Consider the following 23,528-nt stretch of genomic DNA (forward strand, 5'->3'; position numbering starts at 1 on the left):
CATCCTCGGTGAAGTCACGGAGTGGCGAATTGCATTGCGAGCGTCCGGAAATGGCGTGACATGCGGTCGGGGTCCGGGACGATCCCGGTGATCAGCTCGAAGGCGATGGCCGCCTGATGTACCGCCATGTAGCCTCCGTCGAGCGTCCGGCAACCGGCCCGGCGAGCGGCGGTGAGCAGCGCGGTGTCCAAGGGCCGGTAGACGATGTCGGCCACCCACAGCCCGGGATGCAGCAGACCGACGTCGAACGGCAGTCCAGGGTGGTCGGCCATGCCCGTGGGCGTGCAGTGCACCACGCCATTGCTGGACGGCAGCAGGATCGCGAGCTTGTCGAACGGCGACGCGTCGACGTGCGCGTCGCGGTGGCGCGCGGCGAGTTCGCCGGCCAGGACGGTGGCGCGCTCGACGTCGAGGTCGACGATGGTCAGATGCGCGGCGCCCAGGTCGAGGAGCGCGTGCCCGACCGCTGCACCTGCTCCCCCGGCGCCGAGCAGCACCACGTGAGAGGTGGCGGCGCCGGGCAGACCTTCGGCGAATCCCCTGGCGAAGCCAGGAGCGTCGGTGTTGTAACCGACCGTGCTGCCATCGGTGACATCGCCGCCTCGTTCGACCGCTCGCCGGTCGAACACCACCGTGTTGACCGCACCGAGCGCAGCGGCACCTGCGTCAAGCCGGTCGAGGTGCGGAATCACCGACCGTTTGCACGGATACGTGACGTTGAGAGCGTCGAAGCCGAGGGCACGCGCCCAAGTGAGGATCTCACCGATCCGCTCGGGAGTGAGTCCGGCCGCATTCAGATCGATGGTGCGGTAGACGTAGTCGAGTCCGTGGGCCCGCGCCTCGGCCATGTGCAACGCCGGCGTGAGAGACGGTCCGACGCCTTGTCCGACGAGACCGACCAGGTACGGGCTGGGTGCCACTGCTTCACCGTTCTACTTAATGTACTAACTAGTACGTACGTTAAGTACAGCACTGTGGCGTGCGTCTCGTCAAGGATGGGCTGTGAGCTAAGTCGCTTCTCAGCGGGCGGTGAGCCAGCCGACCACGATGTCGCCGATCATCCGACGCAGGTGGGCGCGCTGCGCAGCCTCGGTGAAGTCCACGTCGAACAGGAACCCGAAGGTGTAGCGGTTTGCCACCTGGAACACGCAGTAGGAGCTGATCAGCAGATGCACGTCGAGCGCTTCGACGTCGGCACGGAACACCCCCTGCTCGTGACCGCGGGCGAGAATCTCGTCCAGCAGCGACGTCGCCGGCTTAGCCAGACTCCGCAGCGAGTCGAGGCGCCCGATGTACTCACCACGGTGGATGTTCTCGATCGCCACCAAGCGGATGAAGGCCTGATGGTCGAGATGGTGGTCGAAGGTGAGCTCGGCCAGCTTGCGCATCGCATCCACCGGATCGACGTGATCGACCTGCAGCCGCTGCTCCGCCTCACGGATCCCTCGGTAGGCGTTCTCCAGCACGGCCATGTACAGGCCCTCTTTGCCGCCGAAGTAGTAATAGATCATTCGCTTGGTGGTGCGGGTGCGCTCGGCGATCTCGTCGACCCGCGCGCCGGAATAGCCGGACTCCGCGAACACCTCGGTCGCGACGGCGAGAAGTTCGGCGCGGGTTCGCTCGGCATCGCGCTGAAGTTCGGGGCGTTGAAGTTCAGCGCGCTGCAGCTCAGGGCGGGGCTCGCCGGTCACGTCGCGAGCTTAACTGTCGACCGTGCCCGCCCCTGGCGCAGACATTCCCACGGCGAGCAACAGAGGGCTCGCCTGTGCCGTCTGACCGGTTCTCCAGCCGGCGACGGCCCGCGGACCGCTCTGCCCGCGGGCTTCCACGACGACTCCGCTCACCACGCGAGCTCCGACTCGATGTGAGATCGCGGTGGCGTCCGTCCCGCCTAGAACTGTTCCCCGATCGTGCGTGTCAGCCGGTCGGCGAGCAGACCGGCGAACCGCGCCGGATCCTCCAGCGCTCCACCCTCGGCGAGCAGTGCTGTGCCGTAGAGCAATTCGGCAGTACCGGCCAGTTCGTCGTCCGCGCCGCGGCTCTTGTGCGCATCCCTGAGACCGACGATCAGCGGATGGTTCGGATTGAGCTCCAGAATCCGCTTCTCGACCGGGACCGGCTGACCCGATGCCCGGTACATGCGGGCCAGCGCGGGAGTGATGCCGAAGGTATCGGTGATCAGGCACGCCGGGGAATCGGTCAGGCGGGTCGACAACCGCACCTCCTTGACGTGATCACCGAGCGTGTCCTTCAGCCAGGCGATCACGTCGGCGAACTCCTGCTCCCGCTCCTGACGTTCGGCTTCCTTGGCCTCCTTGTCGGCCTCGGAGTCGAGGTCCACCTCGCCCTTGGCCACCGACTGCAGCGGCTTACCGTCGAACTCGTGGACCGACTCCACCCAGACTTCGTCCACCGGATCGGTGAGCAGGAGCACCTCGTAGCCCTTGGCCTTGAACGCCTCCAGGTGCGGTGAGTTCAGCAGCTGCTGACGGGATTCGCCTGCGGCGTAGAAGATCTGAGTCTGCCCCTCCGGCATGCGGGCGATGTAGCCGGCCAGCGTCGTCGGCTCGTCGTCGCTGAACGTCGACGCGAACGAACACAGGCGCAGCAACGTGTCCTGGTTGTCGGTATCGGTCAGCAGACCCTCTTTGACGACCCTGCCGAACTGCGTCCAGAACGTGCGGTACTTCTCCGGCCGCTCCGTCTGCATCTCGGTGATCGTCGAGAGCACCTTCTTGGTGAGCCTGCGCCGGATCGCCCTGATCTGGCGGTCCTGCTGAAGAATCTCACGGGAGACGTTGAGCGACATGTCCTGCGCATCGACCACACCCTTGACGAAGCGCAGATAGGGCGGCATCAGCTGATCGCAGTCGCCCATGATGAAGACCCGCTTGACGTACAGCTGCACCCCGACCGCGGCGTTCTGATTGAACAGGTCGAACGGCGCGTGCGACGGGATGAACAGCAGCGCCTGGTATTCGAACGTGCCCTCGGCCTTCATCGCGATGATTTCCAGCGGCTCATCCCACGCATGCGCGATGTGCTTGTAGAACTCCGTGTACTCCTCGTCGGAGACCTCGTCGCGGGGCCTGGCCCACAGCGCCTTCATCGAGTTCAGCGTCTGGGTCTCGACGGTGACCGTGTCCTCGCCGCCCTCCTCGGCCGCCGGGGTGCGGCGCTCCACGTCCATCCGGACCGGCCAGGCGATGAAGTCCGAGTACTGCTTGACGAGCTCGCGGATCTTCCACTCCGACGTGTAGTCGTACAGCGCGTCCTCGCGGTCCTCGGGTTTGAGGTGCAGCGTGACCGAAGTCCCCACGGGCACTTCACCACCGGCCTGGTCCACGGTCTCGATGGTGTAGCTACCCTCGCCGGTGGACTCCCACCGGGTCGCCTCGCTCTCGCCCGCCTTGCGGGTGAGCAGCTCGACGCGGTCGGCCACCATGAAGCTGGCGTAGAAGCCGATGCCGAACTGGCCGATCAGTTCCTCGGAGGCGTTCGCGTCCTTGGCCTCCCGCAGCTGCTGGCGCAGCTCGGCGGTGCCCGACTTCGCCAGCGTGCCGATCAGGCGCACCACCTCGTCGCGCGACATGCCGATACCGTTGTCGCGCACGGTCAGCGTGCGCGCGTCCTTGTCGACGTCGATCTCGATGTGCAGATCCGAGGTGTCGACGTCGAGGTCCTTGTTGCGGAACGCTTCGAGCCGCAGCTTGTCCAGTGCGTCGGAGGCGTTCGAGATGAGCTCGCGCAGGAACGAGTCCTTGTTGCTGTAGACGGAGTGGATCATCAGGTCCAGCAGTTGCCGTGCCTCCGCCTGGAATTCGAGCTGCTCGAACTGCGGTGCCATGTGCCCTCTCCTTCGACAAAGCGATCTCAAATGCCGGGAGACAAATATTAGCGAGGCCGCCCTGCAGCGCTGATGGCCACCGAGGCGTCGTCAGATCAGCGTCCGGATCACCTGCCCGGTGGCCAGCACCCGGGCCGGGTCGTAGCGGTCGGCCAGGGCGGCCAGCCAGTGCAGCGTGTCCTCGCTGTACACCCGTGCCGGACGTGCCGGGTCGTAGGACGGCGCGAAGTTCGGCCACTGCCCGCCCGTGGACCACGCGGAAACGGCCTGGGTGACCGCGTGGGCGTGCTCGACGACGGCGCCGGCGACCTCGGGGGCGAGCGCACCGATGACCGTCATCGCGTAGGCGGCGTCACGATGGCAGAACGCGCTGCGGTGTTCGGGTTCGCGCGCCAGCGCACCGCCGAGCATCCGCAGCTCGACCAACGCCTGCGGCGACCCGGACTCCGGGCCGGCGGCCGCCAGTATTGCGTCGATCGCCTCGGCGGGCAGCTCCGACAGCAGGGCGTGGGCCTCGTTGCACGGCATCGGATCGACCGGGTCGGCGTGCACCGCACCGATCGCCGCGTACGGCATCACCGCGACCGCATCGATCAACGGCGTCGCCGGTGCGCGCATCGGGGCCAGCAGCCGCTCCCCCTCCGCGAGGTCGCCGACGGCCGTGTACCGCACCGCCACCGTCATCCGGCCGGCCAGCGGTTCGGGCACGCCGGGCAGCGGGGGCAGCTGCTGGATCGCGATCGAGGTGTTGGCCGTCTCCGGTAGCGTCGCGCTCCAGGCGCGCCAGGCATGCAGCACCGTCGCGGCCTCGGTCCCGTCGAAATACAGTGCACCGCCGTAGAACTCGGCGATGGTGGGCATCTCGATCTCGACCGCGGTGACGATGCCCAGCGTCGCCTTGCCCCCGCGAAGACCCCAGAACAGGTCCGCGTTCTCGTCGGGGGCGGCACGCAGCAACCGGCCGTCCCCGGTCACCAGCTCGAACGAGCGCACATGGTCCGAGGACAGCCCGACGGTGCGCACCAGCGGGCCGATCCCTCCCCCGGTCAGGTAGCCGACCACGCCGACGCCCGGCGACGATCCGCACAGCGGCGCGAGTCCGTGCGGGGTGGCGGCGTCGAGGACGTCCTGCCAGCGCGCCCCGGCCTGCACCCGCGCCGTGCCGTTGAGAGGGTCGACGCAGACGCGCTTCATCGCCGACGTCTGCACCAGGATGGTGTTCGGTCCGATCCCGACCGCGCCATGACCGGTCGCCTGCACCGTCACCGTGAACCCGTGGGCGGCGGCGAAGCGCACCGTTGCCGCGACGTCCTGCGGCGACGTCGCCAGCACCACGGCCGCCGGATTGACAGGTGCCGCCACGTTCCACGGCGCGCAGCGCTCGTAGCCGGGCTCACCGGGCAGCGCGACATGGGTGGTGACCTGATCGCGCAGGGTGCGCAGCGCCTCGTCGCGGCTCAGATCCGTCGGTGCGGTCATCGATAGGGTCCTTTCTCGGCTTCCTGGTGTTGCGCAGCAGCATCGCCGAGCGGTCTTGGCGGCCGCTTGGCGCCGGACACCAAGAAAAATCCAAGCGGAACCTACCGCGTGACCTGCGATTTTGCGCGCGCTCGGTGGCGACGAGCGCGCGCGGGAAGCCACACGGGGCGGCGTGTCGGCGGTCAGACACGCGCGCTCGCGGTGCAAACCCGGGGCGGCTACACCAGTTCGGGGACGCGCAGGTGGGCCAGTACCAGGTCGCAGTCGCAGGAGTCGAGTACCTCGGCGCCGGCGTCGCGCACGGTGATCAGCTCCAGTTCGTCGAGGGCCTCCCGGTTGTGGCGCAGCGCGTCGACGCTGTCGAACGTCACCGACGCGACGCCGAAGCCCGAATCGCGGTCCGCCATCAGGCTGGCGCTGCAGAAGCCGTCCAACTCCTCCAGCGCAGGGATCGTCCCCAGCCGGAACCCGTCGATGGCGTGGTCGACGTTCTCGGTCGCCACCCGCGCCCACGTGACCCGCACACAGGCCCCGGGGGACGACCGGTGGTCGCGATGCAGCGCCGCGATCTCCCACTCGTCGACGGTGGGGCTGCCGCCGAGGATCTGCGCCGCGCGGTCGCGATGCTGATCGGCGACGGGCCTGCTGGCGTGCATGGCCCGCTCCGATTCCCAGGCGGTCGTCGCGATGCAGCGGCCGGTCTGCCGGTCGACCAACAGCGACAGGCCGATGTAGCCGTCCAGTTCGGTCAGCGCCGGCCACACCGTGTCGTGGATGTAGGCGATCCCGCTCTCGACAGCCGAGGACCGCGCGTGGATGGTCGAACTACGCGCATACATATCTGCCTCCGTAGTACGTGGCAGCGTCCCAGCGGCGCCGCCCGGACGTCCTCATCGTCCTCCGCGGGACACCTCAGGGCAATGGCCGAACCGGCCGTTGCGGGCCGCTCAGGCCGCGCCGCCTCGCGAAACCGCCACCACGGTAGTGGCGACCGCGTGACTACTACCGTGGTGGCGGTCTCGCGAGACAGTAGGTCAGGTCAGCCGGGTCGCGGCGGCCGCGACCGCGGCCATCCCGACGTGGGCGGCCTCAGACGCCAGCGCGGCGGCGTCCGCGGAGCGCTGCGCCGACGGCCCCGCCAGCTCGCAGTCCAGCAGCCGGCACCGCAGCAGCGCCGGCACGCCGTCGGTTCGTTCGGCGATCGCGCGGGCGGTCGCGAGGTCCGCCCTCGCCCGTTCGGCATCGCCGCGCAGCGCATGCAGCCGGGCGGTCGCCAGCGCCACCGGTCCCGCCATCCCGACCTGCCCGATCACCGCGATCCGGTCGCGATACGGGTCCAGGTGCGCCAACAAGAGATCGGTGAACTCGGTGAGGCCGTGATCGGCGGCCAGATGCGCCAGCAGGGTGTGATGCCCCAGCGTCGTCCAGATATGGGAGCGGTCGGTGTCCTGTGCCCACCGCCGCAACGTCGCCAGCGCCTCGTCGTGCGCCTTCGGGCCGGTCAGCAGTGTCAGCACCCCGGTTCGCACCACGCCGACCATGCCGAGACCGCCGGACCCCTGCGCGTCCAGCGCCTCCCAGCTCGGCTCCACCGGTCCGCCGCGCTCACGCAGCAGCGTGGCCCGCGCCAGCAGGCCGCTGCCCGCCTCGTACAACTCGGTCTGCTCGTGGACGTGCGCGGCGATCGCGTGATGCCGCTCGGCTTCGGCGAAATCGCCGTGCCACACCGCCAGCACGGCCTCCATCCAGCGCAACTGTGCGCGCAGCACCGGCAACCGCAGTTCCTCGCTGCCCGCGATACCGGCCTGCACGTGACGGCCGGTGGCGGCGACATCGGCGAGGTTCATCGCGGCCATCGTCGCAACCGAATGCGCGATCACCGAGTCCTCACGAGACCTGCTGTGTCCCAACGAGTTCAGCCGGTCGACCCACTCCAGCGACTGTGCGCTCAGCGCCGCGACTCCGGAGAACGTGATCAGCCGGCCCACCAGGACGTCGGCGATCACGTCCGGATCCCCGCTGTCCTCGGCGAGCCGCTGCGCGCGGTCGAGCAGCCCGGGCGCGATCGCCGGATCCGGGTGGTAGCAATGCCCGACGGCCAACGCCGACAGCACCCGGGCCGCCGACGCCGGTTCCCCTTCCGAAAGCGTCGCCGCCCGCGTCAGCAGGGTCAGCAACTCCCCCGGATCGTTGCCCGGCGCCAGCCACGGCCATCCGCCGCTGGCCCGCAACAGCGCGCTGGCCACCCGGCCTGCACTCGCGGCCCGCCCGGTGCGCAGCGCCTCCCCGAGGTAGCGCTGCACGCTGTCGAGCACCAGTTGCCCGCGTCCGGCCCGCGAATGTGCTTCCAGCAGTTCGACGGTCAACGCATCCCGGACGGCGTCGTCGCGTTCGGACGCCGGCAGCCGGTCGTAGGCGTCCAGCGCGGCCTGCCACCAGCGCGCGGCGATGTCCGAACTCCATTGCTGCGTCGCCTCTTCGGCCGCCAGCCGGCAGGCCTGCACCACCACCGTCGGCTCCACCAACGGCTGCGCGGCGACGAGGTGCTGTGCACGCCAGGTCGGCGCGTCCGGCAGCGCGCTGTCGGCGAGCACATCGGCGACCTTGGCGTGCACGCGTTGCCTGCGCAGCGCGGGCATCCCGGTGAGCACCTGCTCACGCAGCAGCCCGTGGGCGAACACGTAGCCCTCACCGGTGTGCGAGGAGACGATGATGCGTTCGTCGGCTGCCTCGTCCAGATAGTCGGCCAAGGTGTCCAGATCCAGCGCCGTGGTCTTGGCCAGCAGCGGAATCGTGATCGAGTCGAGGACATCGGCGATCACCGCCGCGGCGCGCAGCACCTGCATCACCGCCGGATCCAGCGCGGCCAGGCGGCGGTCCAGCACCGAACGCACCGCGTGCGGGATCTCGTTGCCGGCGCGCTCTTCTCGGGGCAGCCGGGCGTATTCGGAGACGAAGAACGGGTTGCCGCCGGTGCGGTCGGCCAACTGGGCCGCCTCGTCGGCGGTGACGACCTCCTCGGCCACCTCGTTCGCCAGCACCGCGACGTCCTCCGACGACAGCGCGGGCACCTCGATGAGCCGGTTGTCCTTGCCGCGCGCCACCGTACTGAGCAGCCGCGCGACCTCGGGCGTGTGCTCCCCGTCGCGCACCGTGACGATCACCAGCACCGGGTGGTCGCGCAGCGCTCCGGCGATGTAGGCCAGGCACGCCGCGGAGGTGGTGTCCGACCACTGCACGTCGTCGACGATCACCGCGCGCAACCGCGGTGCGGACTCCAGCAGTCGCTGAATCCGTTCGTAGACGAGGAATCTCGCGGTGTCCGGGTCCGCGTGCGGCGGGATCGCGAGCACCTCGTCGGCGTCGGCGCCCAGCGCCCGGACCAGCTGCCGCATCGGCCACCACGGCGGGGTGCCGCGCTCATCGGGACAGTTGACCCAGACGACGTCGCCGCCCCCGCCGGTGACCAGCCCGGCGATCTCCTCGGCGAGCCGGGTCTTGCCGATACCCGGCGGCCCCGACAGCACCAGCCAGCGCGTCGCGCCTGCCCTGGTCCGCTCCAACAGCTCTGCCGCCGTGGCGAGTTCGCGCCTGCGGCCGATCAACGGCGCGCGGTGCGACGCCGGCTCGGGCGTCTCGGTCCGGACGGCGGCCACCTCGGCGGACACCACCGGCGCGGCGCCGGTCCACTCCGGCGAGCGGGGCCACCCCGACAGCTCGGGCGCCTGCCGCAACACGGCGGTCTGCAGATCGCGCAGCTCCGGTCCCGGTTCGAGGCCGAGTTCGTCGTCGAGCCGGCGCGCATACCGGCTGTAGGCCTCCAGCGCGTCGGCGGCGCGTCCGGCCCGGTAGAGCGCGAGCATCTGCAGTCGGCAACCCCGGTCGGCGAGCGGATCGAGTGCGCACAGCTGTGACACCGTCGTCAACGCCGCCGGGATCCTTCCCAGCGCCAGCAGCGAGATCACCTTGTCGGCAACGCATTCGGTGCGCATCTCGGCGATACGCGCCGCGTCCTCGCGGACCCAGTCGGCGTCGCCCATGTCTTCGAGCAGCTCGCCGCGGATCAGTCCGAGCGCCGCCTCGGACTCGGCGAGGGCCTCCGCCCAGCGTTCGGCCTCGATCGCCGCGGCCGCCCGCCCGCAGGCCGCGCCGAACACCGTGATGTCGAGGTCGTCGGGGCCGAGGTCGATGAAATACCCCGGCGGCCGGCGCACGATCGGTTGCGCCACCGACGCCGTCGGATCACCGGCACCGGTGCGCAGCGCCCGGCGCAGGTTGGAGATGTAGACCTGCAGGCTCGCCGTCGCGCTGGCCGGGACATCGTCGCCCCACACCGCGTCGACGAGCCGATCGGTCGACACCACCCGGCCCTGCGCCAGCAGCAACGCCGCCAGCACCGCCCGCTGCTTGCGCGGGCCGACATCGATCACACCCTCCCCGTGGACCACCTGCAGTGGCCCGAGCAACCGATATCGCACCGGCGGGGGTGACTACTCGGCGTCCTGGTACTTCGTCACCGCATCGTCGAGGCGTTGCAGCGCCTCGCCGAACTCCGCGAAGTTGCCGCCCTCCTGCGCACTGCGCAAGGCATCGAGCGCGGAGTTGACGTCCTGCAGCGCAGCGGCTTTCGCTGCCGACAGCTGCGTCGGACCCGACGGCGGCACCGCACCCGGAACCTCCGCCTGCTGCGGCGGCGGGGCCTGGCCGGGCCTGCCCGGCGGTTGCGCGGTGGGCGGCCGCTGCTGGGACTGACCCGCGGCGGGCGGTTCGGTCGTCGCGGGACCGGTCGCGGTCGCGTCGGCGCCGGGACCGAACAGATCGGTCAGCGCGTCCCGCACCGTCGGGCCGTAACCGATCTGGTCGTTGTACATCATCGCCACGCGGATCAGACGCGGGTACGTCGATGCGGCGTCGGTGTTACCCGGTGACGCGTAGATCGGTGCGACATAGAGCAATCCACCATCGCCCAGCGGCAGGGTCAGCAGGTTGCCCCACCTGATCCGGTTCTGGCCGTCGCGGCCGATCTGTCCCAGCTCGGTCGAGACCGCGGTGTCGGTGCTGATCGCGTTGAACGCCAGCTTCGGACCGTTGACCTGACCCGGAATCGTCAACACCGTGAGCCGGCCGTACGTCTCGGGATCGGAGCTGGCACTGATGTAGGCGGCCAGGAAGTCACGCCGGAACCGGTTCATCGCACTGGTCAGCTGGAACGACGTCGAACCGTTGTTCTCGGCGAGGTCCTTGGCCACGATGTAGTACGGCGGCTGGTAGCTGCTGGCCGTCGGGTTCGGGTCCAGCGGCACGTCCCAGAAGTCCGACGTCGAGAAGAACGTCACCGGATCGTCGACGTGATACTTGGCCAGCAGCGCGCGCTGCACCTTGAACAGGTCCTCGGGGTAGCGCAGATGCTCCTGCAGTTCCGGGGTGATGTCGCTCTTGGGCTTCACGCTGTCGGGGAACACCTTCATCCAGGCCTGCAGCACCGGATCCTGCTCGTCCTGGGCGTACAGCGTCACGGTGCCGTCGTAGGCATCGACGGTGGCCTTGACCGAGTTGCGGATGTAGGACACCTGCTTGTCGAGCTGCAGACGGTTCTGCGCCACCTCGTTCGAGTCGGTGGTCGCCGACGACAGCGACATCGAGTACGGGTAGTTGTCCAAGGTGGTGTAGCCGTCGACGATCCAGACGATCCGCTCGTTGACGATCGCCGGGTAGACCGTGGTGTCCGTGGTCAGCCACGGCGCCACCGCCTCGACACGCTTGGCCGGATCCCGGTTGAACAGGATCTTGCTGTTCTCACCGATCACGTTGGAGAACAAGAAGTTCCGTTCGGCGTACTTGGCCGCGAAGACGCTGCGGGTCAGCCAGTTGCCGATCGGCACGCCGCCACGGCCCGTGTAGGTGTAGTTGCGGGTGTCGGTGTTGGTCTCGTAGTCGTACTCGCGGGGCGGGCCGTTCTCGCCGACGATCGCGTAGTCGTCGGCGGTGCTGGCGATCACCGGGCCGTAGTAGATGCGGGGCTGCGCCAGCGGAGCGGGCCCGGGTGAAGTCACCTCACCGTTGGCGCCGACGACGCTGGCCAGGAACTCCGGATAGCCGCCGTTCTGGTTCGGGTCGTTGGCGATCCCGCGCACCGTGTTCGCCGGCGAGGCGATGAACCCGTTGCCGTGGGTGAACACGGAGTGCCGGTTGATCCAATCGCGCTGGTTGTCGATCAGCCGGTCGGGGTTGAGTTCACGGGCGGCGACGACGTAGTCGCGCAGGTTGCCGTCCTCGTCCCGGTACCGGTCCATGTTGAGCTGGTCGGGGAAGAAGTAGAAGTTTTTGCCCTGCTGGAACTGGGTGAACGCGGGGCTGACGATGTTCGGGTCGAGCACCCGGATGTTGGACGTCGTGGCCCGGTCGGCGGCCACCTGCTGCGCCGTCGCGGTCGCGTTGCCCGGGTAGTCGCGGTAGTTCACCACCTCGTCGGTGATGCCGTAGGCCTGCCGGGTCGCCGTGATGCTGCGGCTGATGTACTCGCTTTCCTTCTGCGCGGCGTTGGGGCGCACGCTGATCTGCTCGACCACCAGCGGCCAGCCCGCGCCGACCACCAGCGACGACAACAGCAGCAACACCACGCCGATCGCCGGGATCCGCAGGTCGCGCAGGAAGATCGCGGAGAACACCGCGACCGCGCAGATCACCGCGATCGCCATCAGGATGAGCTTGGCGGGCAGCACCGCGTTGATGTCGGTGTAGCCGGCGCCGGTGAACGGCTTGCCGCTGCGGGTGTGACTGAGCAATTCGTAGCGGTCGAGCCAGTACGCGACGGCCTTGAGTAGCATCAGGACGCCGACCAGCGTGATCAGCTGGATCCGCGCCGCGCGGCTCAGCGCGCCGTTGCGTCCGGCCAGCCGGATCCCGCCGAACAGGTAGTGGCCCAACAGGTTCGCGATGAAGCCCAGAAACGCCGCGACGAACAGATACGACAGCACGAGCCGGTAGAACGGCAGATCGAAGGCGTAAAAGCCGAGGTCGATCCCGAACTGCGGGTCGGTGACGCCGAAGTCGCCGCCGTGGAGGAACAGCTGCACCTGCTGCCAGTAACTCTGGGCGACGAACCCGGCGAGCACGCCGACGGCGACGGGCACGCCGATGCCGATCAGCCGCAGCCGGGTCATGACCGCGGTGCGGTACCGCGCGATCGGGTCGTTGGGCCCCGCCGTCGGGACGAACACCGGCCGGGTGCGGTAGGCCAGCGTCAGCGCCGCGAACACCACCGCGCCGAGCAGGATCGCCACCACGAAGAAGATGACCAGCCGGGTCACGATCTGGGTGGTGAACACCGACCGGTATCCCAGCTCGCCGAACCACAGCCAGTCGACATAGGTGTCGATGAACCGCGGTCCGAGCAGCAGTAACAGCACGGCCACCCCGGCGACTGCGATCAGAAACCGGCTTCGTTGCGTCAGCGTCGGCATTTTCGCCGCGGGGCGCATTCCCACTCGACTACTCCACTCTCGGAAATTCCCAGCAGATGTCCAGGAACGACTACTCCGCCCTAACTTTACGCACCCGCCCTAGCAAGCCCGCTCAGCAGCGTGGAGGTTCGCCACCAGCGGAAAGCGTCCGAAGGCCGTCGACCGCGTGCTCCAGGGTGTCCACCTTCAGCAGTTCGATGCCGTCCACGTCCGCGGTCTTGGCCTCGGCGCAGTTGTCGGCGGGCACCAGAAACGCCGTCGCGCCTGCTTCCTGGGCGGCCAGGATCTTGTGCGTGATGCCGCCGATGGAGCCGACCTTGCCGTCGCCGGAGATGGTGCCGGTGCCCGCGACGAACTTCCCGCCGTTGAGGTCGCCGGTGGTCAGCTTGTCCACCACGGCCAGGCTGAACATCAGACCGGCCGACGGCCCGCCGATGTTGGCGAGGTTGAACTCGATGGTGAACGGCGCCCACGGGGCGTCGAGCACGTTCACCCCGAGGATGCCCTGGTCGCGGTCCGGGTGCTTGCCGAGGGTGATCTCGGCCGAACCCATCGGCGCGTTCTTGCGGCGATAGTCGACGACGATGGTGTCGCCGGGCTTGTAGGCCTTGAGCAGCTCCTGGAACTGCTCAAGGTTGGCCACCGGGGTGTTGTTCACTCCGTCGATGGCGTCGCCGGCCTGCAGCTTGCCCTTCGACGGGCCCTCCTCGTCGATGCTCTCGATGGTGACGGCCATCGGATACTTCAGGTACTGCAGCGCGGCGTACTCGGCGCTGTCCTCCGATCGCCGGAAGTCCTGCGTGTTCGCCTCGTCGATCTCCTCGCGCGACTTGTCGGGGGGATACACCAGATCGCGCGGCAGCAACTGGTCGCGACCCGACGCCCAGAAGATCAGCGCCTGCCCGAGGGTCAGCCCGTCGCGCTGGGACACCGTGGTCATGTTCAGATGCCCGGAGGTCGGGTGAACGTCGGCGCCCTCGATCGCCACGACCTGCTTGCCGTCGACCTCTCCGAGCGTGTCGAAGGTCGGCCCGGGCCCCAGCGCGACATAGGGCACCGTCACCACCGACGCCAGGATCCCGAAGATCAGGATCGGCACCAGAGCGACGACCAAGGTGGAAATCCGCCTGTTCACGCCGCCCACAGTAAAGGTGTGAGCGGAGTTCACTGTCAGCGTGACCCGCGCACGCGCATGTCATCCCCACGGTGAGTACGGTTGAGGCATGGCTGACCTGCCTTTCGGCTTCTCTGCCGGGGACGACCCCGACCGCGACAAGCACAAGAAGGACAACCCCGGCCCGGGCTCGGGCGGGGATCCGTTCGGTGCCGGCTTCCCGGGTGGCGGCGAGTTCGACATGTCGCAGCTCGGGCAGATCTTCTCCAAGCTGGGCGAGATGTTCAGCGGCGCCGGGACCTCGATGGCCGGCGGCCAGTCGTCGGGACCGGTGAACTACGACCTGGCCCGCCAGCTCGCGTCGAGCTCGATCGGGTTCGTCGCGCCGGTGCCCGAACAGACCGCGACGGCGATCGCCGATGCGGTGCGGCTGGCCGAGACCTGGCTCGACGGGGTGACCCCGCTGCCGGCCGGCACCGTCCGGACCGCGGCGTGGACGCCGACCGACTGGATCGACAACACGATGGCCACCTGGAAGCGGTTGTGCGACCCGGTCGCAGAGCAGATCTCCACGGTGTGGGCGCAGGCGCTGCCCGAGGAGGCCAAGGCCATGGCCGGCCCGCTGCTGGCGATGATGTCGCAGATGGGCGGCATGGCGTTCGGCTCACAGCTCGGGCAGGCGCTGGGCACGCTGTCCAAGGAGGTGCTCACCTCCACCGACATCGGGCTTCCGTTGGGGCCCAAGGGTGTCGCGGCGCTGATGCCCGAGGCGGTCGAGTCGCTGTCCGAGGGGCTGGAGCAGCCGCGCAGCGAGGTCCTCACCTTCCTGGCCGCGCGCGAGGCCGCCCACCACCGACTGTTCAGCCATGTGCCGTGGCTGGCCAGCCAGCTGCTCAACGCCGTCGAGGCGTTCGCCCGCGGCACCAAGATCGACATGAGCGGCATCGAGGAGTTCGCCCGCGGCTTCAACCCGGCCTCGCTGACCGATCCGTCGGAGATGGAGCAGCTGCTCAACCAGGGCATCTTCGAGCCCAAGGCCACCCCGGAGCAGACCGCGGCCCTGGAGCGGCTGGAGACGCTGCTCGCGCTGATCGAGGGCTGGGTGCAGACCGTCGTCGTCGACGCGCTCGGTGACCGCATCCCCGGCACCATGGCGCTGGCCGAGATGCTGCGCAGGCGCCGCGCCACCGGAGGCCCCGCCGAGCAGACCTTCGCGACGCTCGTCGGCCTCGAACTGCGCCCCCGCAAGATGCGCGAAGCGGCCGACCTGTGGCGCAAGCTCACCGACGCCGTCGGCGCCGACGCCCGCGACGGGGTGTGGCAACACCCGGACCTGCTGCCCAGTGCTGCCGACCTCGACGAGCCGGCCGCGTTCATCGACCGGATGATCGGCGGGGACACCAGCGACCTCGACAGCGCGATCGCCGACCTCGAACGCGAGATCCAGCGCGGCGACACCGGACCGGACGAACCCCGCGCCTGACCCCCTGTGGATAACCCGGCTCGGCGCCGGCACCGCGTGACAGGGTCTATTCATGACGCGGTACGCGCTCAGCCCCACCACCCCGGTGCTGTCCCGACCTGACGGCACCGTGCAGGTCGGCTGGGATCCGCGGCGCGCCGTCGTGGTCCGCCCGCCCGACGGGTTGCCCGGCTCGGTGCTGGCCGAACTGCTGCGCTCGCTGCAGGGTGTCGCCACCACCCCACAACTGCGGGCACTGGCCGCCACCCACGGCGTCGACGCACCCGTCGTCGACGGGCTGGTCACCCACCTCGTACAGCGCGGCGTGGTCACCGCGGCACCGCGGGCGCATGTGCGGGCAGCCGTCATCCGGGTGCACGGGGACGGCCCGCTGACCGACCTGCTGATCGCGTCGCTGTGCAACGCGAACGTCCGCGTCAGCCGCACCACCAGAACCAACGCGTGCACCGCACGCCCCGACCTGGTGGTCCTGACCGACTATCTGGTCGCCGATCCCCGGCTGGTCCGCGATCTGTGCGACGCGCGGGTTCCGCACCTTCCGGTGCGGGTGCGCGACGGCACCGGGTTGGTCGGTCCGTTGGTGGTGCCCGGGGTGACGAGCTGTCTGCGGTGCGCCGACCTCCACCGCAGCGACCGGGACGCCTCCTGGCCGGCCATCGCGGCGCAACTGTGCCGCACCGTCGGCAGCGCCGACCGGGCCACCGTGCTGGCCACCGCGGCGCTGGCGCTCAAAGAGATCGACCAGATCGTGCAGACGTTGCGACACGCCGATCCCGGCGCCGCGCCGCCGCCGGCAACGTTGGACACCACCTTGGAATTCGATGTCTCGACCGGGTCGATCGATGCGCGGCGATGGTCGCGCCACCCCGACTGCGCATGCTGACAGCACCGGTCTCCCACTAGTTGGTTGAAGTCACCGCGGGTCGTGGATGATGGAGAACGTGAGTGAGATCAAGCGGGGCAGCGTTGCGCGGAACGCCAAGCTGGCGTCGTTACCGGTCGGCATGGCGGGACGCGCCGCACTCGGCTTGGGCAAACGGCTGACCGGCAAGTCGAAGGACGAGGTCAACGCCGAACTCATGGACAAGGCCGCCCAGCAGCTGTTCACCGTGCTCGGTGAGCTCAAGGGTGGCGCGATGAAGGTCGGTCAGGCCCTGTCGGTGATGGAGGCCGCGATCCCCGAGCAGTACGGCAAGCCGTACCGCGAGGCGCTGACCAAGCTGCAGCGCGAGGCGCCGCCGATGCCGGCCAACCGGGTGCACCGGGTGCTCGACCAGCAGCTCGGCACGAAGTGGCGGGACCGCTTCCAGTCCTTCGACGACAAGGCCGTCGCCTCGGCGAGCATCGGCCAGGTCCACAAGGCCGTGTGGTCCGACGGCCGCGAGGTCGCGGTCAAGATCCAGTACCCCGGCGCCGACGAGGCGCTGCGCGCCGACCTGAAAACCATGCAGCGCATGGTCGGCATCCTCAAACAGCTCGCCCCCGGCGCCGACGTGCAGGGCGTGGTCGACGAGCTGATCGAACGCACCGAGATGGAACTCGACTACCGCCTCGAAGCCGACAACCAGCGCGCCTTCGCCAAGGCGTACGACGGCCATCCGGACTTCGTCGTCCCGCACGTGGTTGCCAGCGCGCCCAAGGTCGTGATCCAGGAATGGATCGAAGGCGTGCCGCTGTCGCAGATCATCCGGGAAGGCACCCAGGAGCAGCGCGACCTGATGGCCACGCGGATGTTCGAGTTCTGCGACGACGCCCCCACCCGGTTGGAGATGGTGCACGGCGACGCCCATCCCGGGAACTTCATGCTGCTGCCCGACAACAAGATGGGTGTCATCGACTTCGGTGCGGTGGCCCCGATGCCCGGCGGCTGGCCGGTGGAGCTCGGCCAGATCCTGCGGTACGCGGTCGACAAGAACTACGACAAGCTGCTGCCCACCATGGAGAAGGTCGGATTCATCCAGAAGGGCCAGCAGGTCTCCACCCGCGAGATCGACGAAATGCTCAAGCAGTACGTCGAACCGCTGGAGGTGCCGGTGTTCCACTACACCCGTAAATGGCTGCAGCGAATGACGACACTGGAACTCGACCGGGCCGCCGGTCAGCTCAAAACCGCTCGGCAGATGGACATTCCGCCGAAGCTGGTGATCCCGATGCGGGTGATCGCGTCGATCGTCGCGATCTCCTGTCAGCTCGACGCCCACGTCGACACGCGTCGCATCGCGATGGAGAAAGTGCCGGGATTCGCCGATCCCGACGCGGTGTGAGCGTCGGGACCGGCTGAATCTCAAGCGGCGACAGGGTCTTTCGCGTCCTTACGCGGACGGCCCCGCGGCCGCTTGCGGGCGATGACGATGCCGCGCTCGAGGATCTCGCCACCCCAGACGCCCCACGGTTCCTGGCGTTCCAACGCCGCGTTCAGGCAGGCCCTCCGGATCGGGCATTCCGCGCACAGCGCCTTGGCGCGTTCGAGGTCACGCGGATCCTCGGCGAACCACAGGTCGGGGTCCTCGACATGGCACGGCACCGCCGGCTCTCGCATTTCGGATGTCGGCGTCTTCTCGCATGTCGGCGAAGACATGTCCGGTCCTCTGCTTTCTGGTCGTTGATTCTCGTCGGTTGTCTTGTCTCTGAACTCTTTTCGATGGATCTGTGACCAGGACTTCGTTGTCGGAAAAACAAGAAGGCCACGGATCCGTGATTGCGGGTCCGTGGCCTGAAGGTGGCGGGTGGGCTAATACCTAGGGATAGCCCCTCACGGACGCGGCAATCGCGCCGGCGGCGGCACGACGCTTACGCGGCGCGGCAGCAGCGGCGGGAACGGGATGCGCGGGATGTACCTGGACAGAGGCACGGAGGGTCCACGACTTGCCGGCAACGCTGACACCGGTGAACTTCTGATTGCTGTTCATGTCTGGCACCCTCCTTTCGCACATGGCACGCGTCTGTGTGCTACGAGGCTAAACCGTACCAGCGAAATCGCACAACATATTTTTGACCAGCGCTTTTGGCGGAATTTTTACGTTTTTTGGCGGCCTTTGACCAACGCGAGAACGTCGGCGCCGAACTGTTCGAGCTTGCGTGCGCCGATGCCGGGGATCGCGACCAGCGCCGCGTCGTCGGTGGGCAGCGACTCGGCGATCGCGATCAGGGTGTTGTCGCTGAACACCACATACGCGGGCACGCTCATCTCCTTGGAGATCCGCAGCCGCCATTCCTTGAGTTCGGCGAGCAGTTCGTCGTCGATGTCCGACGGACACGTCTCACAGCGGCGCAGCATGATGGCCGGTGGAGTTGTCAACTGCGCGTTGCAGATTCGGCACCTCGGTGCGGGGCCGCGCGCCCGGCGCGGCTTGCTGGGGCTGTCGTCGCGCTGGGACTGCGGCGCGATGCCGTTGAGGAAGCGCGACGGGCGCCGGCCCTGCCGACCGCCCGGGTTACGCGCCAGCGCCCAGCTCAGCGTCAGATGAACCCGCGCCCGGGTCACCCCGACGTACAGCAGCCTGCGCTCCTCCTCGACCGGCTCACTGTCGGGGCCGTGCGACAGCGCGTGCGAGATCGGCAGCGTGCCGTCGGCCAGGCCGACGAGGAACACCGCATCCCACTCCAGGCCTTTCGCCGCGTGTAGCGACGCCAGCGTCACGCCCTGCACCACCGGTGGGTGGCGGGAATCGGCGCGTTGGCGCAGCTCGGTCAGCAGGGCGCGCAGGTCCAGTCCGGGCCGCTGCGCGACCTCGTCGTCGACGAGCTGGGCCAGCGCGACCAACGCCTCCCACCGGTCCCGCGCGCGGGTGCCCGCGGGCGCTTCGGCCGTCAACCCGAGCGGTTCGAGGATGGTGCGCACGATCTCGGGCAGCGGACCGTCGAGATCCGGTTGGCGCTCGGCGGTGCGCTGCATCGCCAGCAGAGCCTGGCGGATCTCCTGGCGGCTGAAGAACCCCTCCCCGCCGCGCACCTGGAACGCCACCCCGGCTTCGGTGAGCGCCTCCTCGTAAACCTCGGACTGGGCGTTGATGCGGTAGAGCACCGCGATCTCGGACGCGGCGGTACCGGAGTCGATGAGCGTCTTGATGCTCTTGGCGACCGCGGTGGCCTCGGCGACTTCGTCCGGGTAACCCTTGAACACCGGGTTGGGGCCCGGCGGGCGCTGCCCGACGAGGTGCAGCTTGCTACCCGCCATCCGGCCGCGGGCGGCGGCGATGACCCGGTTGGCCAGCGAGACCACCTGCGGGGTGGACCGGTAGTCGCGTTCGAGCCGGACCACGGCCGCTTCGGGGAAGCGCCGCGAGAAGTCCAGCAGGTAGCGCGGTGAGGCGCCGGTGAACGAGTAGATGGTCTGGTTCGCGTCACCGACGACGGTCAGGTCGTCGCGGCCGCCGAGCCACGCGTCGAGCACGCGCTGCTGCAGCGGGGTGACGTCTTGATATTCGTCGACGACGAAACAGCGATACCGGTCGCGGAACTCCTGCGCGACCGCAGGGTCGTTCTCGATCGCCGCGGCGGTGTGCAGCAGCAGGTCGTCGAAATCCAGCAGCGCGACCCCTTCACGCCGGGTCTTGAGCGTCTCGTAGTGGTCGTAGACCGCGGCGACCTTGGCAGCGTCGAACGGGATGTCGCGTCCGACGTCGGCGACCGCGGCGGCGTAGCCCTCCGGGCTGATCAGCGACGCCTTCGCCCACTCGATCTCGCCGGCCAGATCGCGCACGTTGTCGGTGCCGGTCGGCAGGCCGGCGCGGTTGGCGGCCTGCGCGACCACGGCGAACTTGCTGTCCATCAACTGCCAGTCGGTGTTGCCGACCACCCGGGGCCAGAAATACGACAGCTGCCGGCGAGCCGCCGCGTGGAACGTCTGCGCCTGCACCGCACCGGTGCCGGTGCCGTCGTCGAGCGCGCGCAGCCGGCCGCGCATCTCCCCGGCGGCGCGCTGGGTGAACGTCACCGCCAGCACCTGGCTCGGGGCGACGTGGCCGGCCGTCACCAGATGGGCGATGCGGCGGGTGATGGTGCGGGTCTTGCCGGTGCCGGCACCGGCAAGCACACAGACCGGGCCGCGCGGCGCCAGCACCGCCTCACGCTGCTCTTCGTCGAGATCGCCCAGCAGCAGATCGCGCGACGCCGTGGGAGACATGGCGACCATCATGTCAGCGCAGCCCGACAACCGCGGGCCTCGGGCGGGCATGTCCGGGCCGTCGACTACGTTGAAGCACTTATGAGCACTGACGACGCTGCATTGACCATGTACACGACGACGTGGTGTGGCTACTGCTCGCGCCTCAAGATCGCGCTGAAATCCGCGGGCATCACCTGGACCGAGGTCGACATCGAGGCCGACCCGGCCGCGGCGGAATTCGTCGGCTCGGTCAACGGCGGCAACCACGTGGTGCCGACGGTCAAGTTCGCCGACGGTTCGACGCTGACCAACCCGACCATCCAGCAGGTCAAGGCCAAGCTCGCCGCCTGATTTCTTCGCGAGCAGACGCAAACTCGCCCTTTTCGCGGTGATTTCGCGCGAGTTTGTGTCTGCTCGCGCTCAGTCCTGGGCGGCCCAGGATTCGATGATCTCGCGCGCGATGGAGATCGAGCCGGGCAGCAACAGCCGTGACGTGCCGCCCGAACCCCAGTCTCCCTGATCGAGGGCCTCGCGGACCTCGGCGCGGGTGAACCACTGCGCCTCGGCGATCTCACCGTCGTTGAACGAGAACGGCTGCTCGGGGTCGCCGACCGCGTGGAAGCCGACCATCAGCGAGCGCGGGAACGGCCACGGCTGAGAGCCGAGATACTGCACATCGGTCACCGTGAGGCCGACCTCCTCGGCGATCTCGCGCACCACGCACGACTCGAACGACTCCCCCGCCTCGACGAAACCCGCCAGGATCGAGAACAGCCGCGGCGGCCACACGGTCTGGCGGGCGAGCACCGCGCGGTCGTGGCCGTCGTGCACCAAGCAGATCACCGCCGGGTCGATGCGCGGGAACTCCTCGTGGCCGGTGACCGGATTGATCCGCGCCCAACCGCTCTTGATCACCTTGGTCGGGGTGCCGTCGACCGGGCTGAATCGCGCGCTGTCATGCCAGTTCAGCAGCGCGGTCGCGGTCGCGACCAGCTGAGCGCTGACGTCGTCGAACACGTCGCCGGCGCGGCGCAGGTCGAGCACCTCGACCGGGCCATCGGAATCCTGCGGCGGTTTCAGGTCCGACCGCAGCGCCCATACGTGTCTGCCGTCGTCGAGCCTGCCGAGAAACACCGCGTTCTCGGGCGGGGAGGCACCGGCATCGGAGGCGCGGTTGAGCACCGCACGGCCGCCGGAGATGAGCACCTGGCTGCGCCGGTCCACGCGCAGCAGCAGCGCATCGGCCCAGCCGGCCACGGCGGCGTCGATGTCGGTGCGCAGCGTGTCGGCGCGGTCGGCGCCGACACGCGACAACAGCGGCACGTTGCGGAGCCGGAAACCCGGGCTGTTGACCGGGTTGGTGGCGTGGTCGCTCATCGGGGCACTTTCCTCTTCATCGATGGCTCCTCGCGCAAGCGCTCGTCGCGGCGCAAGCGCTCATCGCTGCCTTCTGCTCTTCATCGATGGCTCCTCGCGCAAGCGCTCGTCGCGGCGCAAGCGCTCATCGGTCCTCGTCTGCGGAACGGATGTACAACAACCGGTCCCCCAACTCCAGCGCGTCGACGTCGGGTTCGTCGACGCGGTACAGCTTGCTGCCGCGCACCACGCCCAGCACGATGTCGCTCTGGTGGCGCGGCGATCCGCCGGCCTCCTTCGGAGTGACCTCGCGCTCGGAGATCGCGAAACCGCGGTCCGGCGTCAGCAGGTCCTCCATCATTTCGACGACGCTGGGGGTCTGGACGGCGATGCCGAGCAGCCGGCCCGCCGTCTCGGAGGTGACCACAGTCGAATCCGCGCCGGACTGCTTGAGGAGATGTTCGTTGTCGCTCTCGCGCACCGCGGCGATGATCTTCGCGTTCGGCGCGAGCTCGCGGGCGGTGAGTGTGACCAGCACCGCGGTGTCGTCACGGTTGGCCGCGACGATGATCGTCTTCGCGTGTTGAGCGCCCGCCAGGCGCAGCACCTCGGAGTCGGTGGCAGTCCCGCGCACCGTCACCAGGCCCGCGCTCTTGGCGCGCTCCAGCGCGGCGTTGTCCTCGTCGACCACGACGATGTCCCCGGGGGCGATCTCGTCGCCGACCATCGCCGCGGCCGCCGTCCGGCCCTTGGTGCCGTATCCGACGATGATGATGTGGTTGCGCAACCTGCTCCTCCATCGCTGGATTTGGTAGACCTGACGCGATTGCGTGGTGAGGGTTTCGACGGTCGTACCGATCAGCACGATCAGGAACGCCACCCGTAGCGGGGTGATCACCAGGACGTTGACCAGTCGCGCTTCGGGAGTGATCGGCGTGATGTCGCCGTAGCCGGTCGTCGACAGCGACACCGTCGCGTAGTACAGGCAGTCCAGGAACGACAGGGGGTTGTCCTGGGCGTCGCGATAGCCGTCGCGGTCGAGGTAGACGATCAGCACCGCGGCGAACAACGCCCCCAGCGCATAGATGACGCGGACCGTGATGCGTCGCGCCGGGCTGACCATCTCGGTCGGGATCTGCACCCGGTCGGTCAGCGCGTGGACCGGCATATCGGCCAACGACTGATCGAACCGGCGCACCCGCCGGCGGAGGCGTCCCTTAGCCATGAGGGCCGATCAGGGAGTGAGGCAGCCGCACCCGCACAATGTAATCATGTCCACCTCCTCATCCGCGCTGCAGCGGATCACCACTTCTTCGCGCGGCGCCAAGATGGGCGCCTGGCTGGTCGGGATGGGGGTTCTGCATTTCGCGGCCCCGAAGCCCTTCGACTCCATCGTTCCGGAGGAACTTCCGGGCACCGCCCGCTTCTACACCTACGCCTCCGGGGTGGCCGAGATCGGCGTCGGGGGCCTGCTGCTCGCACCGCAGACCCGCAGACTGGGTGCGTTGTCGGCGATCGCGCTGTTCCTCGGCGTGTTCCCCGGCAACGTGAACATGGTGCGGCTGTGGTTCCAGGACCCCAGCAAGTCGCTGCCGATGCGGATCGGGGCGATCGCCCGGCTGCCGCTGCAGATCCCGATGATCACGCGGGCCTGGAAGATCTACAAGGAGAGCTGACCG

Annotated in this window: 17 protein-coding genes; 5 read left to right on the forward strand and 12 right to left on the reverse strand. The window is 68.9% G+C overall.

The features are described 5' to 3' along the window. Positions 1–14: 14 nt before the first annotated feature. The 8 genes from NTM_RS27575 to NTM_RS27610 all read right to left on the reverse strand — a co-directional run bounded on the left by NTM_RS27575 (position 15) and on the right by NTM_RS27610 (position 13,924). Positions 15–920, reverse strand: a complete 906-nt coding sequence (locus NTM_RS27575; protein WP_163769202.1) for a shikimate dehydrogenase — start codon at positions 918–920, stop codon at positions 15–17. Between the two features lie 99 nt (positions 921–1,019). Further along, complete coding sequence (locus tag NTM_RS27580) at positions 1,020–1,691, reverse strand: TetR/AcrR family transcriptional regulator (protein ID WP_232079863.1); 672 nt, start codon at positions 1,689–1,691, stop codon at positions 1,020–1,022. A 200-nt stretch (positions 1,692–1,891) separates the two neighbouring features. Continuing rightward, the gene (gene htpG / locus NTM_RS27585; protein ID WP_163769203.1) at positions 1,892–3,847 is read right to left on the reverse strand and encodes a molecular chaperone HtpG; all 1,956 of its coding nucleotides are present in this window, start codon (positions 3,845–3,847) and stop codon (positions 1,892–1,894) included. Between the two features lie 90 nt (positions 3,848–3,937). Next, positions 3,938–5,326, reverse strand: a complete 1,389-nt coding sequence (locus NTM_RS27590) for an FAD-binding oxidoreductase (RefSeq protein ID WP_163769204.1) — start codon at positions 5,324–5,326, stop codon at positions 3,938–3,940. 218 nt (positions 5,327–5,544) lie between these two features. Further along, positions 5,545–6,165 (reverse strand): hypothetical protein, encoded by a 621-nt coding sequence (locus NTM_RS27595; RefSeq protein WP_104863201.1) that lies wholly within the window; start codon positions 6,163–6,165, stop codon positions 5,545–5,547. Positions 6,166–6,360: 195 nt separating this feature from the next. Further along, positions 6,361–9,804 (reverse strand): ATP-binding protein, encoded by a 3,444-nt coding sequence (locus NTM_RS27600; protein ID WP_179964016.1) that lies wholly within the window; start codon positions 9,802–9,804, stop codon positions 6,361–6,363. A gap of 12 nt (positions 9,805–9,816) precedes the next feature. Beyond that, on the reverse strand, positions 9,817–12,813 hold the full coding sequence (locus tag NTM_RS27605) for a UPF0182 family protein (protein ID WP_163769205.1): 2,997 nt from the start codon (positions 12,811–12,813) through the stop codon (positions 9,817–9,819). A gap of 88 nt (positions 12,814–12,901) precedes the next feature. After that, on the reverse strand, positions 12,902–13,924 hold the full coding sequence (locus NTM_RS27610) for a YlbL family protein (protein ID WP_163769206.1): 1,023 nt from the start codon (positions 13,922–13,924) through the stop codon (positions 12,902–12,904). An 88-nt stretch (positions 13,925–14,012) separates the two neighbouring features. On the opposite strand from NTM_RS27610, the gene NTM_RS27615 reads away from it, so the two are divergent. Genes NTM_RS27615 through NTM_RS27625 form a run of 3 tightly spaced genes read left to right on the forward strand, consistent with a single transcriptional unit; the run spans position 14,013 to position 17,650 of the window. Beyond that, on the forward strand, positions 14,013–15,386 hold the full coding sequence (locus tag NTM_RS27615; RefSeq protein ID WP_163769207.1) for a zinc-dependent metalloprotease: 1,374 nt from the start codon (positions 14,013–14,015) through the stop codon (positions 15,384–15,386). 52 nt (positions 15,387–15,438) lie between these two features. After that, complete coding sequence (locus NTM_RS27620) at positions 15,439–16,269, forward strand: TOMM precursor leader peptide-binding protein (RefSeq protein ID WP_163769208.1); 831 nt, start codon at positions 15,439–15,441, stop codon at positions 16,267–16,269. A gap of 49 nt (positions 16,270–16,318) precedes the next feature. After that, the gene (locus NTM_RS27625; RefSeq protein WP_163769209.1) at positions 16,319–17,650 is read left to right on the forward strand and encodes a macrolide-binding ATPase MABP-1; all 1,332 of its coding nucleotides are present in this window, start codon (positions 16,319–16,321) and stop codon (positions 17,648–17,650) included. Between the two features lie 20 nt (positions 17,651–17,670). On the opposite strand, the gene NTM_RS27630 is transcribed toward NTM_RS27625, so the two are convergent. Both NTM_RS27630 and NTM_RS27635 read right to left on the reverse strand, forming a co-directional pair. Next, positions 17,671–17,964, reverse strand: coding sequence for a WhiB family transcriptional regulator (locus tag NTM_RS27630; RefSeq protein ID WP_163769210.1), 294 nt, complete (start codon positions 17,962–17,964; stop codon positions 17,671–17,673). 438 nt (positions 17,965–18,402) lie between these two features. Continuing rightward, positions 18,403–20,523 (reverse strand): ATP-dependent DNA helicase UvrD2, encoded by a 2,121-nt coding sequence (locus NTM_RS27635; protein ID WP_163769211.1) that lies wholly within the window; start codon positions 20,521–20,523, stop codon positions 18,403–18,405. A 69-nt stretch (positions 20,524–20,592) separates the two neighbouring features. Here NTM_RS27635 and mrx1 point away from each other — a divergent pair, with 69 nt between their 5' ends. Beyond that, entirely contained in the window at positions 20,593–20,844 is a 252-nt protein-coding gene (mrx1, locus tag NTM_RS27640; protein ID WP_083143060.1) for a mycoredoxin Mrx1, read from the forward strand. A gap of 69 nt (positions 20,845–20,913) precedes the next feature. Here mrx1 and nudC read toward each other — a convergent pair whose 3' ends face one another. Next, positions 20,914–21,870, reverse strand: coding sequence for an NAD(+) diphosphatase (gene nudC / locus NTM_RS27645; protein ID WP_163769212.1), 957 nt, complete (start codon positions 21,868–21,870; stop codon positions 20,914–20,916). A gap of 124 nt (positions 21,871–21,994) precedes the next feature. Continuing rightward, a complete protein-coding gene (locus tag NTM_RS27650; protein ID WP_104863193.1) occupies positions 21,995–23,074 on the reverse strand; it encodes a potassium channel family protein in 1,080 nt (359 codons plus the stop codon). A 46-nt stretch (positions 23,075–23,120) separates the two neighbouring features. On the opposite strand from NTM_RS27650, the gene NTM_RS27655 reads away from it, so the two are divergent. Further along, positions 23,121–23,525, forward strand: coding sequence for a DoxX family protein (locus NTM_RS27655; protein WP_163769213.1), 405 nt, complete (start codon positions 23,121–23,123; stop codon positions 23,523–23,525). Positions 23,526–23,528 lie beyond the last annotated feature (3 nt).

Source organism: Mycolicibacterium parafortuitum (genome assembly GCF_010725485.1).
Classification (GTDB): domain Bacteria; phylum Actinomycetota; class Actinomycetes; order Mycobacteriales; family Mycobacteriaceae; genus Mycobacterium.

Coding starts and splice junctions, on each gene's coding strand:
- htpG (WP_163769203.1), bottom strand. CDS start 3,847: ATGGCACCGCAGTTCGAGCAGCTCGAATTCCAGGCGGAGGCACGGCAA.
- NTM_RS27590 (WP_163769204.1), bottom strand. CDS start 5,326: ATGACCGCACCGACGGATCTGAGCCGCGACGAGGCGCTGCGCACCCTG.
- NTM_RS27595 (WP_104863201.1), bottom strand. CDS start 6,165: ATGTATGCGCGTAGTTCGACCATCCACGCGCGGTCCTCGGCTGTCGAG.
- NTM_RS27615 (WP_163769207.1), top strand. CDS start 14,013: ATGGCTGACCTGCCTTTCGGCTTCTCTGCCGGGGACGACCCCGACCGC.
- NTM_RS27620 (WP_163769208.1), top strand. CDS start 15,439: ATGACGCGGTACGCGCTCAGCCCCACCACCCCGGTGCTGTCCCGACCT.
- NTM_RS27625 (WP_163769209.1), top strand. CDS start 16,319: ATGGAGAACGTGAGTGAGATCAAGCGGGGCAGCGTTGCGCGGAACGCC.
- NTM_RS27630 (WP_163769210.1), bottom strand. CDS start 17,964: ATGTCTTCGCCGACATGCGAGAAGACGCCGACATCCGAAATGCGAGAG.
- NTM_RS27635 (WP_163769211.1), bottom strand. CDS start 20,523: ATGATGGTCGCCATGTCTCCCACGGCGTCGCGCGATCTGCTGCTGGGC.
- mrx1 (WP_083143060.1), top strand. CDS start 20,593: ATGAGCACTGACGACGCTGCATTGACCATGTACACGACGACGTGGTGT.
- nudC (WP_163769212.1), bottom strand. CDS start 21,870: ATGAGCGACCACGCCACCAACCCGGTCAACAGCCCGGGTTTCCGGCTC.
- NTM_RS27650 (WP_104863193.1), bottom strand. CDS start 23,074: ATGGCTAAGGGACGCCTCCGCCGGCGGGTGCGCCGGTTCGATCAGTCG.
- NTM_RS27655 (WP_163769213.1), top strand. CDS start 23,121: ATGTCCACCTCCTCATCCGCGCTGCAGCGGATCACCACTTCTTCGCGC.